Raw genomic sequence first — 16,102 nt, forward strand, 5'->3', positions numbered from 1 at the left:
GCGGACCCGAATTGGATCAGTCCCGCATATGTCTTTCAGTCGCGTTGGCGCCGAAAGCAGAGCTAAAGAACCATACCGAACAGAAAAAGAATCGCGAGACCGGCAAACGCGTAGCGAAGCAGGCGGTCTTCGGCGATTGCTTCGATGATCTTCATGGCGGCCTCCGTCAAAAGAGGGCAATACCAAGGCGCGCGATTTGTTCCAGCAATCGATGAAAATTTTATTCGTCAAAGTCCCCGGCGGTTTTGCTCACGGCTTGAACTCTCAACAGCCAATCAGACTTGGCAATCAGGTTTTGCGCACGGGAACTTTTTGCGCTGCGCCGCCGTTGTCCTTCGCATATCTCATGCAAAGGAGGCCCTGTGGACGAGGTTATTGATCGGATCATTCATACCTTTGGTATGATGCGAAACCTGGATGAAGCGAACTTGCGCGAGGCGCGCGAGAGCGTCGGCAGTTACATCGGAACGCTCTCGTCCGCCGGTGAAACCGACCCGAAACGTCTGGCGGTTTTCGGTCTGGCCTATTTGCGTAATCGTGAGGACGGCTCGACGCCCGGCTTCACCGGCTGCTGAGTATTCCAAGCGATTGATTGCCGTATGACAGTGGATAAGGAATCGCATCTGCTGGCGACGGGAGTCCCTTCTTGCTACCTCCATTCTCCGTTCAACGGAGAAGATGATGCAAAAAGTAGATCTGGATTCGATGTCCATCGACGATCTGGCGACGCTGCTCGATCAGACCACCGAAAAACTCGCCGACAAGATTGCCGCGCGCCAGCGCGAACTCGCCGCCGAGATGGAAAAGCTTGCCGCGTTCGGCAAGAAAACCAAGGTTGTTGCGCCCAAGAAAGACCTGGCGCCCGGGAAAGACCTGAAAGACGTCAAGGACGCCTTGAAGCCTGAATCGGTGAAGCCTCAGGACGCGAAAATCCAGGATGCTCCGAAGGTGCAGGCGACCAAGGCAGCCTGATCTGACGGGTCATTGATTTCGGAAATGGGGGCTTCGCGCCCCCATTTTTGTTGAGCTATACTTTTCCGCGCGCGGCGTGAGTGCATCGGCTTTGAGGATCGGATGACGAGACGGTTTGCGAGACGGTTTGAATGATTGCGTCCGATCTTCGCAGCGGAATCGACCTGCTCGGCGACTTGATCGCCGAAGCACGGACCATCGTGCCGTTTACGGGCGCCGGCATTTCCACCGAATGCGGAATTCCCGACTTCCGCTCGCCCGGCGGCTTGTGGACCCGCAATCGTCCCATTCCGTTCGATGAGTTCGTTGCGAGCCAGGATGCACGGGATGAGTCATGGCGCCGCCGGTTCGCGATGGAGCCGAGCTTTGCGGCGGCCCGGCCGGGCCGGGGGCACCGCGCGCTGGCGTCGCTCTACAAGGCGGGCAAGGTGCCGGCGATCGTCACCCAGAACATTGACAACCTGCATCAGGCGTCAGGGTTTTCGGCCGAGCATGTCGTTGAGTTGCATGGCAATACCACCTACGCCCGCTGCATCGGCTGCGGAAAACGCTTCGAGATTTCCTGGGTCAAGGAGCGCTTCGACACCGGCGGCGCACCATCCTGCACCGCTTGCGGGGAGCCGGTGAAGTCGGCGACGATTTCGTTTGGCCAGTCCATGCCGGAAGACGAGATGCGTCGCGCCAAGGAACTTGCTGAACACTGTGATCTTTTTCTCGCGATCGGCTCGTCACTCGTGGTCTGGCCGGCGGCCGGTTTTCCCGTACTGGCGCGGAATTGCGGCGCCAAACTGGTGATCATCAACAACGAACCGACCGATCAGGACGACATTGCCGACCTGGTGATCCGTCACGACATCGGCGAGACGCTTGGACCGTTCGTCGGCAACTGACCAGTGGAGTGGATTTGACATTCGCAATCCACTCGGCAGCGCGCCCGCAATGCGAATGTAAAATCCGAAACTCCACTGGAAACCTATATTTGCTGGTGGTCTTTGATTCTAACATTCGCGGGCAGGTCTGCAGAAACGGGAGGCGAATGTTAGAACCGGACCACTAGCCTGTTTGATTCGATTTCGTTCAAGACTGTTCATAGGTCGTTGCTGATTTCTTTTTTGTCTTTCAGCCCTCAGCCGGAGTGTTATCGTCGAATCAAGGGATTCGCGGCGCATCACGGGCTTCGTCCCTCGAACGTACTCAGTACGCAACGTAGTTGGTCACGCGGTGATCGATGGCAATTTAGTTTGAGGTCCGGGGGTCATGGGTTCGGACGGATTTGAGTCCAAGAAGGTAAGCAGCCCGCTGGGTGGGGCTGGTCCTGCTGACAGGTTCGCTCCAAGCGAACTCGCTGCGAAGGTTGAGCGGAATTTGGCGCTCGACTCCTTTGCGGCGGATGACGGCGCGGCCGTCAACCTTGTCGAGATTTCCGGCGTCATCAAATGGTTCGATGCCTCAAAGGGCTACGGCTTTATCGTGCCGGACAACGGCTGGCCCGACGTGCTGCTGCATGTCACGGTCTTGAGGCGTGACGGCTACCAGACGGCCTATGAAGGGGCGCGGCTGGTGTGCGAATGCGTCCAGCGGCAGAAGGGCTATCAGGCCTTCCGCATCGTCTCGATGGACGAGTCCACCGCCATCCATCCGGCGCAGATGCTTCCCGCGCGCACCCATGTCAGCGTCACGCCGACCAGCGGGCTGGAGCGGGCGCAGGTCAAATGGTTCAACCGGCTTCGCGGGTTCGGCTTCCTGACCTGCGGCGAAGGCACGCCGGACATTTTCGTCCATATGGAAACCCTGCGCCGCTATGGCATGACCGAGTTGCGTCCCGGCCAGTTCGTGCTGGTCCGGTTCGGGCCCGGGTCCAAGGGCATGATGGCGGCCGAGATCCAGCCGGAGACCGGCGCGCCCGGATTGTCCTCGCACTGACCTGACTTCAACCACATCCGCGTGATCCTCTAACAAGGCTAGACCTGTGTGTGGCCTTTGCCATGATTGCCGCGCTAGGTTGCTGCGTCATTTGGCTCAGGACACTGTTCGAGAATGTCGTTCGCCCGCTTGCTGAAATCCCCGAACCTGAAAACAAACTTCCGTATCGTCGCCGCTGTGGCGATGGCGCTGTTCGCCGTGGCGATCACCGGCGCGACCGCGGCCGAGGTGCAGTCGCTCGAGATCGTCACCAAGTCGGGCGTCCACGTGTTCTCCGTCGAGATTGCGAAAACCGACGAGGAGCGGGCCACCGGCCTGATGTACCGCAAGGAGCTGGCCGAGGGACGGGGTATGCTGTTCGATTTCTCGCCCGAACAGCCGGTGTCGATGTGGATGAAGAACACCTTCATCCCGCTCGACATGATCTTCATCCGGAGCGATGGCCGGATTCTGCGGATCGCGGAAAACACCGAGCCGCATTCAGAAAAGATCATCTCGTCGGGCGGCCTGGCCAAGGGCGTGCTTGAGGTGATCGGCGGCACGGCCCGGAAATACGGCATTCAGGCCGGCGACCGGGTGGCCCATCCGCTGTTCGGGACTCGCTGAGGCTGTGAGTGTTCGAGGCTGACGCGGGAAAAACCAGCCGTCAGAATCGCGTCAGAATCGCGCTATAAAATCTAATAGTTTCAATGGGATAGATGGTCGGGGCACGAGGATTCGAACCTCGGACCTGCAGTACCCAAAACTGCCGCGCTACCAGGCTACGCTATACCCCGATGGGTCAGTCGATACACGCTTCGCATGGCGCCAGCAAGGCGGAACGACCGGCTGCGGGCGCTAAAACACCCACAGTTAACGTGGGATCGTCCGGCTCCCGGTCAAGCCCCCGAGGCGGGCGATGCCTGGGCCACCGGCGGCTTGGCGGGTGCCGTTCGCGCCGACGGCTTGTCCTGCTTCTTCGACCAGTTTCCGTAATAGGCGACGATCGTCAGGATGGCGACACCGACGACGCTGACGCCAAGTTGCGCCCAGACCGTGCCCCAGCTCAGCATCAAAACGAAGTGCGCGACGAAGGACAGGAAGATGCCGACGCAGAACACCTGCAACGATTGCTGACCGCACTTGATCAGGGGATCGAGCCACTTCGATTCCAGCAGTTTCCAGTCCTTGGGCACGAACCGCGTTATGAAGAACGCGATCACCACGAAGTGGATGACGCGATAGGGCGCAAGGAACGTCTTGTCGTTGGGATTGAAGGCATCATAGAGCCACCTCGGGAACAGCGCGCCGAAGGATTCGAAGCGGCCCGCCATGGTCATGATCAGCGCGAAAACGAGATAGAGCGAGCCGATGATCAGGAGCCATTGCGAGCGGATCACTGATCGCGATTCCAATGCTCCGCCCAGTGCGAACCACGCGCCGAACACGAACAGCAGCTGCCAGGTATACGGATTGAAGTACCAGGAGCCGACGGGGTAGGCCGAGAAATTCCAGCCGAACTGGCGGGCCGCGAAGTACAGCACCAGCGACGCGATCATGACCATGTCGGGCTTGCGCAGCATCAGCCACAGCACCGGCGGGAAGAACCCCATCAGGATGATGTAGAGCGGCAGCACGTCCAGATTGACTGGTTTGAAGCGCAGCAGGAGGCCTTGCGTCAGCGTCTGGATCGGATTTTCCACCAGCCCCGCGACGTTGAACTCGTTGAGGATGTCGGGATCGGCGTAGCGCAGCGCGACCCAGCCGATCGCCGCGATGTAGATCACGAACAGAATCACGTGTGCGACATAGAGCTGCCAGACGCGCTTCCACAGCCGCGTCGAGCCCACGATAAACCCGCGGTCGAGCATCATCTTGGCGTACACGAAAGATGCGGTGTAGCCGGAGATAAAGACGAACAGGTCAGCCGCGTCGCTGAAACCATAGTTGCGGGGCGTCGCCCAGTTGATGACGTTGTTTGGAATGTGGTCGAGAAAAATCCACCAGTTCGCGATGCCGCGGAAAAAATCGAGCCGGAGGTCGCGACCCTTTTCGGGAAGTGTTGCCTGGATTTCCATGAGCGCCGTTTCGTGATGCAGTCGACAAAATTACTTCGGCGGCGGCCAATCCGGACCTGAACGGTTCGACATTGTCACGGCGCGTCGTTCGCATTATATCAGAGTTTCTTGTGGGAAGTCTCCTTGGGAACGGGCTGCCGAACGTTTGATTTGGGCCTCAACCCAAATCACTTGCTTTTTATCCGTCCCGCTTCCGTTCCGGCGGATCGACAATCGAACTCAGGCTCTTTCACTCCTCAGGGTTTTCGCGCGACATGACAGCCAGAATCTTCAAACCTGCCAAAAATGCGATGCAGTCCGGCTCCGCGAAGACCAAGGCGTGGCAGCTCGACTACGAGCCCGAACAGCCGCGCGTGATCGAGCCGCTGATGGGCTGGACCAGCTCCGGCGACATGAAGCAGCAGCTGACGATCCATTTTGACACCCGGGAAGACGCCGTCGCCTATTGCGAGCGGGAGGGCATTCCCTATCAGGTGCTGGAGCCGAAGGAATTGCAGCCGCGCGTGAAGGCCTATGCGGACAATTTCGCGTTCCGCCGCACCGAGCCCTGGACGCACTAAGAGCTGGACTCACTATCTGCCGTCATGGCCGGGCTTCGTCCCGGCCATCCACGTCTTTATCGCTGCTGTTGCCCTAAGACGTGGATGCCCGGAACAGGTCCGGGCATGACGAACTCTGGCGAAATCGCTCCGGGAAATGTCGGGAGCAAGACATTTCAAAGCTGCGCCTTGGCCTAATGAGGCGCAACGCGCCTGACGCCAGCCTCCCGATTGCGCCAGTATCCATCGGAAAGGTTGGGGTTGCATTCCGCCGCCAAGCAGTGACACCTTGCAGGTCAATGCCGCCCGGAATGGAGGCGGAAGCAAGCAAGATCAAAACGTTACGCGGCAGGAAACAATGGCACTTCGGTCCGGGCTCGACTCCAAATCGTCCGACTTCACGCGCAACGCCGAGGTCATGCGGGGGCTGGTTGCGGACCTCCGGGACAAGCTTTCGCAGGTTGCAGGCGGGGGCGGCGAGGCGTCTCGCGCCAAACACACGGCGCGCGGCAAGATGCTGGCACGGGAGCGCGTCGACCTTCTGATCGACCCCGGCACCGCGTTTCTCGAATTCTCCCCGATGGCTGCCTATGGCCTCTACGGCGGCAACGTGCATTCCGCCAGCATCGTGACCGGCATCGGCCGCGTCTCGGGCCGTGAATGCGTCATCGTCGCCAACGACGCCACCATCAGCGGCGGCACTTATTACCCGATGACGGTGAAGAAGCATCTGCGCGCGCAGGACATCGCGCGGCAGAACAACCTGCCATGCATTTACATGGTCGATTCCGGCGGCGCCTTCCTGCCGCAGCAGGACGAGATTTTCCCGGACGAGAAACACTTCGGCCGCATCTTCTACAATCAGGCCAACATGTCCGCGCAGGGCATCCCGCAGATCGCCATCGTGATGGGATCCTGCACGGCGGGCGGCGCTTACGTGCCCGCGATGTCGGACGAAAGCATTATCGTGCGCAACCAGGGCACCATCTTCCTCGGCGGCCCGCCGTTGGTGAAGGCGGCGACCGGCGAAGTCGTGACCGCCGAAGAACTCGGCGGCGCGGACGTCCACTCAAGGCAGTCGGGCGTCACCGATCACTATGCGCAGAACGACAGTCATGCCATCGGCATCGCGCGGCGCATTGTCGGCAATCTCAATCCCGCCAAATCATCGGCGACCGGCCTGCGCGCGCCGCGTGAACCGTTGTTTGAGCGCGAGGACATTTACGGCGTGGTGCCGGCGGACGCCCGCAAGCCGTTCGACGTGCGCGAGATCATCGCGCGCATCGTGGACGGTTCGGAGTTCGAGGAATTCAAGAAGCTCTACGGTCAGACACTGATCTGCGGCTTCGCGCATATCTGGGGTTATCCGGTCGGTATCATCGCCAACAACGGAATCCTGTTCAGCGAAAGCTCGCTGAAGGGCGCGCATTTCATCGAGCTTTGCTGCCAGCGCAATATCCCGCTGCTGTTCCTGCAGAACATCACCGGCTTCATGGTCGGCAAGAAGTATGAAGCGGGCGGCATCGCGCGCGACGGCGCCAAACTCGTCACGGCGGTCGCGACGGCATCGGTGCCGAAATTCACCGTGGTGATCGGCGGCTCCTATGGCGCAGGCAACTACGGCATGTGCGGCCGCGCCTACAGTCCGCGCTTTCTCTGGATGTGGCCGAACGCGCGCATCTCGGTGATGGGCGGTGAGCAGGCATCGATGGTGCTCAGTCAGTTGCGGCGCGACAACATCGAAGCCAAGGGCGGCACATGGTCGGCCAAGGAGGAAGATGCTTTCCGCAGCCCGATCCGCGAGCAATACGAAACGCAGGGTCATCCTTATTACGCGACAGCGCGGCTCTGGGACGACGGCGTGATCGATCCCGCCGATACGCGCCTTGTGCTTGGTCTCGGATTGTCCGCCGCCGCTAACGCGCCCTCTGAGCCGACGCGCTTCGGCGTGTTCAGGATGTGACGATGAAAAATCCTGCTCAGACCGCGGCAAAGCCGCTCTATCGCCGCTTCAACACCTTGCTGATCGCCAACCGCGGCGAGATCGCCTGCCGCGTCATCAGGACCGCGCGCGCCATGGGCCTGCGCACCGTCGCGGTCTATTCGGAAGCTGACGCCGATGCGCTGCATGTCGCGCTGGCCGACGACGCCGTGCTGCTGGGACCCGCGCGTGCGAAAGACAGCTATCTCAATGTTGATCGCATTCTCGAAGCCGTGCGGAAGACCGGCGCGGAAGCGGTTCATCCGGGTTATGGCTTCCTCTCGGAGAACGCCGAATTCGCGCGCCGCTGCGCCGCTGAAGGCATCGTGTTCGTCGGTCCCACCGCCGAGATGATGGAAGCGATGGGGTCGAAGTCGGGCTCCAAGCAGTTGATGGAAAAGGCCGGCGTACCACTGGTGCCGGGTTATCACGGCGAAGCGCAGGACGACAAAACACTCGCGGATGCCGCGAAGAAAATCGGCTTTCCGGTATTGGCGAAAGCATCGGCCGGCGGCGGCGGTCGCGGCATGCGTATCGTCAACAGCGCGGACGAACTCGCCGCAGCCATTGTCAGCGCCAAGCGTGAGGCGCTCGCCGCGTTCGGCGACGACCGCATGTTGATCGAGAAGTTCGTTCAGAACCCGCGTCACATCGAAGTGCAGATCGTCGGCGACAGCCACGGCAACCTTGTGTCGCTGTTCGAGCGCGAATGCACGCTTCAACGCCGCCATCAGAAGGTGATCGAGGAAGCGCCGTCGCCGACACTCGATGCGGCGGGACGCGAGGCGGTTTGCGCGGCAGCCCGCAAGGCCGCGGGTGCGGTGAACTATGTCGGCGCGGGCACCATCGAATTCGTGTCGGACGGCCGCGAGGTGTTCTTCATCGAAATGAATACGCGGCTTCAGGTCGAACATCCGGTGACCGAGTTGATTACCGGCGTCGATCTGGTCGAATGGCAGTTGCGCGTCGCATTCGGTGAAAAGCTGCCGCTGGCGCAGGACCAGATCAAGCTCAACGGCCACGCCATTGAGGCGCGCGTCTACGCCGAAAATCCCAACAAGAACTTCATGCCTTCAGTGGGCCGTATCCGGACGTGGCGCACGCCTGACGAAGTCGACGGCTTGCGGATCGATGCCGGTTACGGCGAGGGCAAGACGGTGTCGCCCAATTACGACGCGATGCTGGCCAAGGTGATCGCATGGGCCCCGACGCGCGATCTCGCGATTTCGCGGCTCAATCGCGGGCTGGAAGAGACCGACGTTCGCGGCGTTATCACCAACATTCCGTTCCTGTCGGCGCTGATCACGCATCCGGACGTCCGCGCCAACACCATCGATACCAGTTTCATCGAGCGCGAGCTGGCGAAGCTCACGCCAGCCGAGGCAGCACTGACCGAGCTGGAGCTTGGCGCGGCAGTGGCTGCGATCCTGCGCAGCGAGGAGGTCGCGGCGGGACATGACGTCAACTCGCCATGGCGGGCATCGTCAGGCTGGTTCACCGTGGGCGGACGCCAGCGCCACTTCCTGTTCCGGCAGGCGGGCGGCGAGCGCAAGGCGACACTGCGCTATGGCAACGGCCCGACCACGCTTTCGGTCGACGGGCGTGACATCGCGTTCGCGAGTTCGGCATCGTCGCGCGGCGGCATCGATCTTGTTCTCGATGGCGTCAAGCACCACGTCGAAGGCTTGCTGGATGTGCAGGAGGTCTATGTCCGCACCCGCAATGGACGTTTCGAGTTTGACTGGGTCGATCCGTTCGGCACCGAGGACGAGGAGCAGGCGGGCGCGGACCGCGTCGTGGCACCCTTGCCCGGTACGGTGGTGGCGATCCTGGTCGCGGAAGGCGCGTCCGTCGAGAAGGGCGCACCGATCCTGACGCTGGAAGTCATGAAGATGGAGCAGACGCTGCGCGCGCCGTTCGCAGGCGTCGTGAAGCAGTTGAAGTGCAAGGTCGGCGACATCGTACAGGAAGGCGTGGAACTGGCCGAGATCGAGCCGGCTGAAGCTCCCGCGAAGGCGTAACCTATGAGTGACAAGGTCCGCATCGTCGAAGTCGGCCCGCGTGACGGGCTGCAAAACGAAAAGACGCTGGTCAGCGTGGACGCGCGGGTCGCGTTCATCGAAAATCTCATCAAGGCCGGGCTTCATACCATCGAGGTTGGCAGCTTCGTGTCGCCCAAGGCCATTCCGCAGATGGTCAATTCGGATCAGGTGCTGCGCGCGGTCGACCATCATCCCGACAGCGTGTTTCACGTCCTCGTCCCGAATGAAAAGGGCTATGACGCGGCGAAAGCCGCCGGCGCGAAAGTGATCGCGGTCTTCGCCTCCGCGTCGGAAGGATTCTCGAAGGCCAATATCAATTGCACCATCGCGGAATCGATCGAGCGGTTCGTGCCGGTGATCGCGCGCGCCAAGGCCGATGGCGTCAAGGTGATCGGCTATGTCTCATGTGTGCTGGGCTGTCCCTATGACGGCGAGATCAAGCCGCCGGCGGTCGTCGCGGTGACGACAAAGTTGTGGGAGCTCGGCTGCCAGGAAGTCCTGCTCGGCGACACCATCGGCGTCGGCACGCCGCTCAAGACACGGCAATTGCTGCGTGCGGTCGGCTCCGAGATGCCGATGACCAATGTCGGGATGCACTTCCACGACACCTACGGTCAGGCACTGGCAAACCTCCTGGCCGGAATGGAAGAGGGCTCGCGGCTGATCGATTCCGCGGCGGGCGGGCTCGGCGGATGTCCCTATGCGCCCGGTGCGACCGGCAATGTCGCCACCGAGGATGTGGTCTACATGCTGGAAGGCATGGGCATCGCGACCGGCGTCGATCTGGACAAGCTCGTCGCCGCCACCAACGAGATCTGCAACGTCCTCGGCAAGCCGCCGGTCAGCCGTGTGGCGTCCGCGATGAATGCGAGCAAGCGCACCCGCTCTTGATGATGATTGCGCTACGCCGCTAACGGATCGCCTCCCGTCCCATCACCAGATCGGGCAGGGTGGTCGAGATGCCGGGGAAGATGCACAGCAGCAGCACGGCGAGGAACATCAGCGCCAGAAACGGCATCGTGCCCCAGATCACCTCAGAGAGCGAAATGTCCGGCGCCACGTTCCTGATGACGAAGATGTTCAGCCCGACCGGCGGGTGAATCAGCCCCATCTCCATGACGATGGTCATGACCACGCCGAACCAGATGATGTCGAACCCGGCGGCCCGCAGCGGCGGCAGGATGATAGGCGCGGTCATCAGGATGATCGACACCGGCGGCAGGAAAAATCCGAGCACGATGACCATGCCGAGGATGGCTGCGAGCAATTCCCATTTCGGCAGGTGCATCGCGACGATGGCGTTGGCCGCCGACTGGGAAATCGTCAGATAGCTCATGACGTAGGAATAAAGCAGCGACATGCCGATGATCATCATCAGCATGGTGGATTCCTTGATCGTCGACGTCAGGATCGGCGCAAGATCCGCCGGCTTCCAGACGCTGTAGATCAGGCCGATCAGCAGCAGCGCCAGCAGGCCGCCGAGGCCCGCGGTTTCCGACGGCGTGGCGTAACCGCCGTAGAGCGCGATCATCACGCCGGTGAGCAGGATCACGAACGGCAGCACGCGCGGCAGCACGTTGAAGCGCTCCGACATCGTGTATTCGTCCTGGGTCAGGATCGGCGATGTCTGCCCGTTCGCTTCATAGGCCGCTTTCGCGGTGGCGTATTCCTGGCGATACCGAAACATCGCGTAGACCGCGAACAGCGTCACCAGCAGCAGGCCGGGGCCGATGCCTGCGAGGAACAGCCGCCCGAGCGATTGTTCGGCCGCGACCGCGAACAGGATCATCGTAATGGACGGCGGAAGCAGAATGCCGAGCGTGCCGCCGGCCGCGATAATGCCCGCCGCGAAGCCGCCCGAATAACCGCGCTTGCGCATCTCCGGAATTCCGGCCGAACCGATCGCGGAGCAGGTCGCGGGAGACGATCCCGCCATCGCGGCGAACAGCGCGCACGCAAACACGTTGGCGATGCCGAGGCCGCCCGGAATTTTATGCAGCCACGCATGGAGCGCGGTGTAGAGATCCTGACCGGCCTTGGACTTTCCGATGGCCGCGCCCTTGAGGATGAACAGCGGAATCGACAGCAGCGTGATCGACGCCATTTCCTCGTAGACGTTCTGCGTCACCGTATCGAGCGACGCCGCCGGCATGTAGATCGCCATGAACACGACCGCGACGGCGCCGAGCGCGAACGCGATCGGCATTCCCGAAAACATCGTGGCCAGCGTGGCGAGCCCATAGCTGATGCCGATACCCAGAACGGTCATGAACGCGAAGCCTTGTTGAACGAGGTGATGATCTGGAGCAGGATTTGCACGCACAGCAGCGTCATCCCTGCGGCCATCAGGACATAGGGGATTGCGAGCGGCGGGCTCCACATCGAATTGGAGACCTGGCCGTCCACCCACGCTTCATGCGCCAGCGTCCACGATTTCCATGCGAAGAAGGCGCAGAATGCAAAGCTGGCGACGTCCACGAGAAGCAGCCGGATCCGGTTCGCGGTCGGAGAGAGCAGGCCGACGAAGGCTTCGATGCCGATATGGCCGCGCTGCCCTTGCACGAAAGCACAGGTCATGAATGTCGCACCTACCAGCAGGAAGACGGCCGCTTCGTCCTGCCAGTAGGTCGCGGCGTGAAACAGGCTGCGCGACAGGACGCTGTAGCTCAGGATGAGGCAGGCGAGAATGAGCGAGATCGCCGCCAGCACGACGATGACGCGATTGCAGAGTGCGAGTGCGCGTGCGAACCCGGCCACGAGCGCGTTGCTCGGGGCCGGGGTGACCAGCTCGTGCTGGTCTTCAACCGAACCGTGCATCATGCGGCGTCGGACGCGAGCTTCATCAGGTTGGCGGACGTCGCGGTTTTCCCCGAGTAGTCCTTCCACGCGGTGTCGCGCGCGATATCGCGCCATTTGCCGACGGTCGCCGCATCGAGCGTGCTGACCTTGGCCCCGGCCTTCTCATAGACCTTGGCGACCTCGACGTCGTCGGCTTCCGCGCCCTTGCGGCCGAACGATTCCATCTCGGCACCGACGCTGAGAATGATGTCCTGCTGGTTCTTCGGCAGCTTGTCGAAGATCGCCTTCGACATCATCAGCGGCTCGAGCATGAACCAGTACGACTGACCGGCGCCGGACGTGAGATGCTTGGCCACTTCCTCGAGCCGGAACGAGATCAGGCTGGTCGACGATGTGATGCCGGCGTCACACGCGCCGGTCTGCATCGCCGCGTAGATTTCGTTCGACGGCACAGACAGCACGGCGGCGCCCGCGGTCTGCAGCACCATGTCCATTTCGCGCGATCCGCCGCGCACCTTCAGGCCCTTGGCGTCTTCCGGCGCGACCAGCGGCCGCGTGCGGCTGGCGACGCCGCCGGCCTGCCAGACCCAACTGATGAGGATGATGCCCTTGTCGGCGAGAAAATCAGTCAGCGCCTTGCCGACCGGCTTGGTCTTCCATGCCAGTCCCTGATCGTAGCTCGACACCAGTCCCGGCATCAGGCCGATGTTGGTTTCGGGCAATTCGCCGCCGGCATAGGGAAGGGGATAAAGGCTCATGTCGAGCGCGCCTTTGCGCATCGCGGAGAACTGCGCGTTGGTCTTGATCAGCGATGAGCCGGGATAAACCTCTGCGACAATTTCGCCGCCGCTGCGCTTGGTGACTTCCGCGGCGAACACGCGCGTCAGCCGGTCACGGAAGTCGCCCTTGTCGATCGTCCCGCCCGGAAACTGATGCGAGATTTTCAGCGTGGTCGCGGCTTGCGCCGGGCCAAAGCGGAGAATGGCGGGTGCGGCGAGCGTGGTCGCCAGTAGATGTCGGCGTGTCAGCATCGGATGTGTCTCCCTGTTGTTTTTTTGATTTTTCGGTCGGCGGGGTCTGGCCGTCGCGGGGCGTTTGCCTGCGACATTCTGACCGAGCCGCCCGCACAATGCTACAGTTGCTGCACCGCACTTCAGCGCGAACACGCCTATACTTTCGGCCCGGGTCTCGCGGCGTGTGGAGCGTTCCAAAATGCCGTCGCGCGTGAAAATTATTCGCTGCCGCTGTGTAACAACGCGCGGTCCTCCCCGAAGATCCTGAAGCGACCTTCGTCGCGTCAGAAAACGGTTTCAGAGGATCACGTCACATGGCACGCACCACACGCATCGCGCTCGGCACCACCGCTGCAGTTTTGTCGCTGGGTCTCTTGTTCGCGCCGGCCGCCTTCGCTCAGGACAAGATGTCGAAGGACGGCATGAAGAAGGAAGACACCATGTCGAAAGACGGCATGAAGAAGGACACGATGTCTAAGGACGGCATGAAGAAAGACGGCATGAAAAAAGACGAGATGAAGAAGTAATCTTCATCCCGTCTTGCTGATGCTTGCAGGCTCGCTCCGTTCAGGAGCGGGCCTGTATCGTTTGACGTTATTTCTTTTTCTTGCGCGCCGCGTAGCGTGCATCGCGCGCGGCTTTTTGCTGAGCTTTCAGCTCCGCTTCCGCCGCTTCCTTCTCGGCCTGCATGCGGCGTGCTTCGGCTTCGGCTTGCGCTGCGAGTTCGGCTTCGCGCGCCTTCTTCTCCAACCTGGCTGCCTCGCGCAGCTTCTGGGCTTCCGCGCGTGCGATCGCCTGCGCCTGCCGCTCCGCAGCCTTCTTCAGAACGGCCGGATCGTCTGGTCCCGGCTGAGCCTTGAATTTTTCGAGAACTTTTTTCCTGGCGTTTTGCGCGGCGGCCTGCCGGTCAGCAAAACTCGGCTCCTTAAAACCCATCGAGTCGATTTCTTTCTTTTCAGAGGTGTGTCGGGCGGCTTGTAGCAGATTTCAGGGCGATATTGGGGAGGTCTCCGCTGCTTTATGCCTCCAGCAGAGCCTGTAGGAGGGCTTGCCGTGCCGCAAAGGCGGGAGTGTGTCCTTTGGGAGACAGACGACCTGTGTCACCGGCCCGCGAAAGAAACGGCTTATTTGAAGGGTTTCGCTTGTTATGAAGCCATTCTCATGTTTGGTATCCGGCTTCTATTCTTCTTGGAGGTTTCGACGTGGCGACAGGTACTGTGAAGTGGTTCAACGCGACTAAGGGTTTCGGGTTCATTCAGCCGGACACCGGCGGCAAGGACGTTTTCGTGCACATTTCGGCGGTCGAGAAGGCTGGGCTTTCCAACCTGAACGAAGGCGCGAAGGTCAGCTACGAGGTCGTGGCGAACCGTGGCAAGGAATCGGCTGAAAACCTTCGGGTTGGATAATCCCGGTTATCCACGCAGAATTTCGGTTTATCGACAGAAAGGCCGCCTTTTGGCGGCCTTTTTTGTTGAGCGGGCTCTTTTTCCGCGCGTAATGCACGTACTCTACGCACGCACGAATCAATAGGAGCCACAATGGCAGTTCAAATGACGAAGTCTCAGCTGATCGAGAAGATCGCTGGGGAAGTTGAAATCGCGAAGAAGGACGTCAAGGGCGTCCTCGAGACACTCGCGTCGGTCGGCTACAAGGAACTGAAAAAGTCGGGCGTCTTTCTGGTGCCCGGTTTTGCAAAGTTCGTTGTCATCAAGAAGCCGGCGACCAAGGCACGCAAGGGCACCAACCCCTTCACCGGTGAAGCGATGACCTTCAAGGCCAAGCCGGCCCGCAAGATCGTTCGCGCGCGGCCCGTTAAGGCTGCAAAAGACGCCGTTTAAGTTTTTTGCGACGTTCTGCTATTGGCCCGCCGGTTCACGCCGGCGGGTTTTTGGCAATGGACGCTAGCAATGAACGCTCCTGGGACTTTCGAGCCCATCCCCATGCGAAGCAGGACCGGGCTTGGGCCGGGACGGCTGTGGCTTGGCGCTCGGCGGGAGCTTGGCCGGGATTTTTACGACGTCTGCCATTGAACAAATTCCTTATGACGCATTGCAACAATCCATAAGGCGTTTCGTTCCGGATTCCCTTTATCCTTTAGTCCCTGATGCTTTCGGATGGCCGCGCCGATGCGCGGTGAAGCGCGATGTCATGCCCATCGCACGGAACGGATTCCCCGCTGGTCTCTTAACGAAGGGCGCAACGAGGAGCCGGCAATGGCAGACCAAATCCAGCAACCGCCGTTTATCTATGAAGGACTGGATCCCGCCGAGAACGAGGATCGGTTCGGCGTCAGGAAGCTGTCTGCCGCGGTGAAGTCCCTGAGCGATATGCTGGAGGGCGCCAAGAAGCCCGGAATGCCGCTGAGCATTCTCAGCAACGTCGCGCGCGAAGCGCCGCTGGGTTCATTGCTGGTGGCTTTCGTTCTCGGCGTTGCGATCGGCCGGCGGCGCTGAGCGCGGGTAACGCTTCACATCTTCGTGCTGCTGCATTGTTGAGCAAGCAGATCGTCGCGGCCTGTCGCTTTTTTACTACTGCCAACGCCGCCACGCAGCGGTAAGCTCGGCAATTATTTTATCATTTTTGAGATCGACAAATGTATTTCGTATTGATCCCGTCGCTCGCGATGGTCGGATTGGCCGTGATCCTGTGGCGGCAAAGCCTGACGCGTCCCGACACATGGACGGACAACCCGCCGGTTGGCCGGAAACGCCGCGACTGAGTCGGACTGCTGATTCCCGCGTCGTCAAGAATTGACCGAATCGTAACGAACGGCTGC

At 61.0% G+C, this 16,102-nt stretch carries 19 protein-coding genes and 1 tRNA gene; 14 read left to right on the forward strand and 6 right to left on the reverse strand.

Going from position 1 to position 16,102, the window contains the following annotated elements; all coding sequences use genetic code 11:
- Positions 1-362 precede the first annotated feature (362 nt).
- The 5 genes from AC07UB_RS02035 (at position 363) to AC07UB_RS02055 (ending at position 3,501) form a co-directional block, all read left to right on the forward strand.
- Entirely contained in the window at positions 363-575 is a 213-nt protein-coding gene (locus AC07UB_RS02035) for a hypothetical protein (RefSeq protein ID WP_492789273.1), read from the forward strand.
- A gap of 103 nt (positions 576-678) precedes the next feature.
- Entirely contained in the window at positions 679-972 is a 294-nt protein-coding gene (locus tag AC07UB_RS02040; RefSeq protein ID WP_492789272.1) for a hypothetical protein, read from the forward strand.
- 131 nt (positions 973-1,103) lie between these two features.
- Complete coding sequence (locus tag AC07UB_RS02045; protein WP_492789271.1) at positions 1,104-1,862, forward strand: SIR2 family NAD-dependent protein deacylase; 759 nt, start codon at positions 1,104-1,106, stop codon at positions 1,860-1,862.
- Between the two features lie 367 nt (positions 1,863-2,229).
- Complete coding sequence (locus tag AC07UB_RS02050; protein WP_492789270.1) at positions 2,230-2,895, forward strand: cold-shock protein; 666 nt, start codon at positions 2,230-2,232, stop codon at positions 2,893-2,895.
- Positions 2,896-3,009: 114 nt separating this feature from the next.
- Entirely contained in the window at positions 3,010-3,501 is a 492-nt protein-coding gene (locus AC07UB_RS02055; protein WP_492789269.1) for a DUF192 domain-containing protein, read from the forward strand.
- A gap of 93 nt (positions 3,502-3,594) precedes the next feature.
- Here AC07UB_RS02055 and AC07UB_RS02060 read toward each other — a convergent pair.
- Both AC07UB_RS02060 and AC07UB_RS02065 read right to left on the reverse strand, forming a co-directional pair.
- Positions 3,595-3,671, reverse strand: a tRNA-Pro gene (locus AC07UB_RS02060).
- Between the two features lie 102 nt (positions 3,672-3,773).
- Complete coding sequence (locus AC07UB_RS02065; protein ID WP_494652325.1) at positions 3,774-4,952, reverse strand: OpgC domain-containing protein; 1,179 nt, start codon at positions 4,950-4,952, stop codon at positions 3,774-3,776.
- Between the two features lie 254 nt (positions 4,953-5,206).
- Here AC07UB_RS02065 and AC07UB_RS02070 point away from each other — a divergent pair, with 254 nt between their 5' ends.
- The 4 genes from AC07UB_RS02070 (at position 5,207) to AC07UB_RS02085 (ending at position 10,405) form a co-directional block, all read left to right on the forward strand.
- Positions 5,207-5,512 carry an ETC complex I subunit gene (locus AC07UB_RS02070; RefSeq protein ID WP_492789267.1) on the forward strand — a complete coding sequence of 102 codons (306 nt, stop codon included), beginning with the start codon at positions 5,207-5,209 and terminating at the stop codon, positions 5,510-5,512.
- 337 nt (positions 5,513-5,849) lie between these two features.
- Complete coding sequence (locus AC07UB_RS02075; RefSeq protein ID WP_492789266.1) at positions 5,850-7,454, forward strand: carboxyl transferase domain-containing protein; 1,605 nt, start codon at positions 5,850-5,852, stop codon at positions 7,452-7,454.
- A 2-nt stretch (positions 7,455-7,456) separates the two neighbouring features.
- Positions 7,457-9,493, forward strand: a complete 2,037-nt coding sequence (locus AC07UB_RS02080) for an acetyl/propionyl/methylcrotonyl-CoA carboxylase subunit alpha (protein WP_494652323.1) — start codon at positions 7,457-7,459, stop codon at positions 9,491-9,493.
- Between the two features lie 3 nt (positions 9,494-9,496).
- Positions 9,497-10,405 (forward strand): hydroxymethylglutaryl-CoA lyase, encoded by a 909-nt coding sequence (locus tag AC07UB_RS02085; RefSeq protein WP_494652321.1) that lies wholly within the window; start codon positions 9,497-9,499, stop codon positions 10,403-10,405.
- A 19-nt stretch (positions 10,406-10,424) separates the two neighbouring features.
- Here AC07UB_RS02085 and AC07UB_RS02090 read toward each other — a convergent pair whose 3' ends face one another.
- The 3 genes from AC07UB_RS02090 to AC07UB_RS02100 are packed head-to-tail and all read right to left on the reverse strand — an operon-like array spanning position 10,425 to position 13,344.
- A complete protein-coding gene (locus AC07UB_RS02090; protein ID WP_494652320.1) occupies positions 10,425-11,783 on the reverse strand; it encodes a TRAP transporter large permease in 1,359 nt (452 codons plus the stop codon).
- A complete protein-coding gene (locus AC07UB_RS02095; protein WP_492789262.1) occupies positions 11,780-12,334 on the reverse strand; it encodes a TRAP transporter small permease in 555 nt (184 codons plus the stop codon). Before AC07UB_RS02095 ends, AC07UB_RS02090 begins: the two co-directional genes overlap by 4 nt.
- Positions 12,331-13,344 carry a TRAP transporter substrate-binding protein gene (locus AC07UB_RS02100; protein ID WP_494652319.1) on the reverse strand — a complete coding sequence of 338 codons (1,014 nt, stop codon included), beginning with the start codon at positions 13,342-13,344 and terminating at the stop codon, positions 12,331-12,333. The genes AC07UB_RS02095 and AC07UB_RS02100 overlap by 4 nt, the downstream gene beginning before the upstream one ends.
- A gap of 296 nt (positions 13,345-13,640) precedes the next feature.
- On the opposite strand from AC07UB_RS02100, the gene AC07UB_RS02105 reads away from it, so the two are divergent.
- A complete protein-coding gene (locus AC07UB_RS02105; protein WP_494652318.1) occupies positions 13,641-13,853 on the forward strand; it encodes a pentapeptide MXKDX repeat protein in 213 nt (70 codons plus the stop codon).
- A 67-nt stretch (positions 13,854-13,920) separates the two neighbouring features.
- On the opposite strand, the gene AC07UB_RS02110 is transcribed toward AC07UB_RS02105, so the two are convergent.
- Positions 13,921-14,262: a DUF6481 family protein gene (locus AC07UB_RS02110; protein WP_492789259.1), complete on the reverse strand. Its 342-nt coding sequence runs from the start codon at positions 14,260-14,262 to the stop codon at positions 13,921-13,923.
- Positions 14,263-14,528: 266 nt separating this feature from the next.
- Between AC07UB_RS02110 and AC07UB_RS02115 the strand changes: the two genes are divergently transcribed.
- The 4 genes from AC07UB_RS02115 (at position 14,529) to AC07UB_RS02130 (ending at position 16,045) form a co-directional block, all read left to right on the forward strand.
- A complete protein-coding gene (locus AC07UB_RS02115) occupies positions 14,529-14,732 on the forward strand; it encodes a cold-shock protein (protein WP_027540153.1) in 204 nt (67 codons plus the stop codon).
- 132 nt (positions 14,733-14,864) lie between these two features.
- Positions 14,865-15,164 (forward strand): HU family DNA-binding protein, encoded by a 300-nt coding sequence (locus AC07UB_RS02120; protein ID WP_492789258.1) that lies wholly within the window; start codon positions 14,865-14,867, stop codon positions 15,162-15,164.
- Between the two features lie 375 nt (positions 15,165-15,539).
- Positions 15,540-15,779, forward strand: coding sequence for a hypothetical protein (locus AC07UB_RS02125; protein WP_494652316.1), 240 nt, complete (start codon positions 15,540-15,542; stop codon positions 15,777-15,779).
- 140 nt (positions 15,780-15,919) lie between these two features.
- Positions 15,920-16,045 (forward strand): hypothetical protein, encoded by a 126-nt coding sequence (locus AC07UB_RS02130; RefSeq protein WP_492789256.1) that lies wholly within the window; start codon positions 15,920-15,922, stop codon positions 16,043-16,045.
- Positions 16,046-16,102: the final 57 nt, after the last annotated feature.

Source organism: Afipia sp. GW821-FHT04G03, from assembly GCF_059419985.1.

Bases quoted from the DNA above. Each gene is read 5' to 3' on its own strand.
- AC07UB_RS02040 (WP_492789272.1), top strand. From the start codon at position 679: ATGATGCAAAAAGTAGATCTGGATTCGATGTCCATCGACGATCTGGCG.
- AC07UB_RS02045 (WP_492789271.1), top strand. From the start codon at position 1,104: ATGATTGCGTCCGATCTTCGCAGCGGAATCGACCTGCTCGGCGACTTG.
- AC07UB_RS02050 (WP_492789270.1), top strand. From the start codon at position 2,230: ATGGGTTCGGACGGATTTGAGTCCAAGAAGGTAAGCAGCCCGCTGGGT.
- AC07UB_RS02055 (WP_492789269.1), top strand. From the start codon at position 3,010: ATGTCGTTCGCCCGCTTGCTGAAATCCCCGAACCTGAAAACAAACTTC.
- AC07UB_RS02065 (WP_494652325.1), bottom strand. From the start codon at position 4,952: ATGGAAATCCAGGCAACACTTCCCGAAAAGGGTCGCGACCTCCGGCTC.
- AC07UB_RS02070 (WP_492789267.1), top strand. From the start codon at position 5,207: ATGACAGCCAGAATCTTCAAACCTGCCAAAAATGCGATGCAGTCCGGC.
- AC07UB_RS02075 (WP_492789266.1), top strand. From the start codon at position 5,850: ATGGCACTTCGGTCCGGGCTCGACTCCAAATCGTCCGACTTCACGCGC.
- AC07UB_RS02080 (WP_494652323.1), top strand. From the start codon at position 7,457: ATGAAAAATCCTGCTCAGACCGCGGCAAAGCCGCTCTATCGCCGCTTC.
- AC07UB_RS02085 (WP_494652321.1), top strand. From the start codon at position 9,497: ATGAGTGACAAGGTCCGCATCGTCGAAGTCGGCCCGCGTGACGGGCTG.
- AC07UB_RS02090 (WP_494652320.1), bottom strand. From the start codon at position 11,783: ATGACCGTTCTGGGTATCGGCATCAGCTATGGGCTCGCCACGCTGGCC.
- AC07UB_RS02095 (WP_492789262.1), bottom strand. From the start codon at position 12,334: ATGATGCACGGTTCGGTTGAAGACCAGCACGAGCTGGTCACCCCGGCC.
- AC07UB_RS02100 (WP_494652319.1), bottom strand. From the start codon at position 13,344: ATGCTGACACGCCGACATCTACTGGCGACCACGCTCGCCGCACCCGCC.
- AC07UB_RS02105 (WP_494652318.1), top strand. From the start codon at position 13,641: ATGGCACGCACCACACGCATCGCGCTCGGCACCACCGCTGCAGTTTTG.
- AC07UB_RS02110 (WP_492789259.1), bottom strand. From the start codon at position 14,262: ATGGGTTTTAAGGAGCCGAGTTTTGCTGACCGGCAGGCCGCCGCGCAA.
- AC07UB_RS02120 (WP_492789258.1), top strand. From the start codon at position 14,865: ATGGCAGTTCAAATGACGAAGTCTCAGCTGATCGAGAAGATCGCTGGG.
- AC07UB_RS02125 (WP_494652316.1), top strand. From the start codon at position 15,540: ATGGCAGACCAAATCCAGCAACCGCCGTTTATCTATGAAGGACTGGAT.
- AC07UB_RS02130 (WP_492789256.1), top strand. From the start codon at position 15,920: ATGTATTTCGTATTGATCCCGTCGCTCGCGATGGTCGGATTGGCCGTG.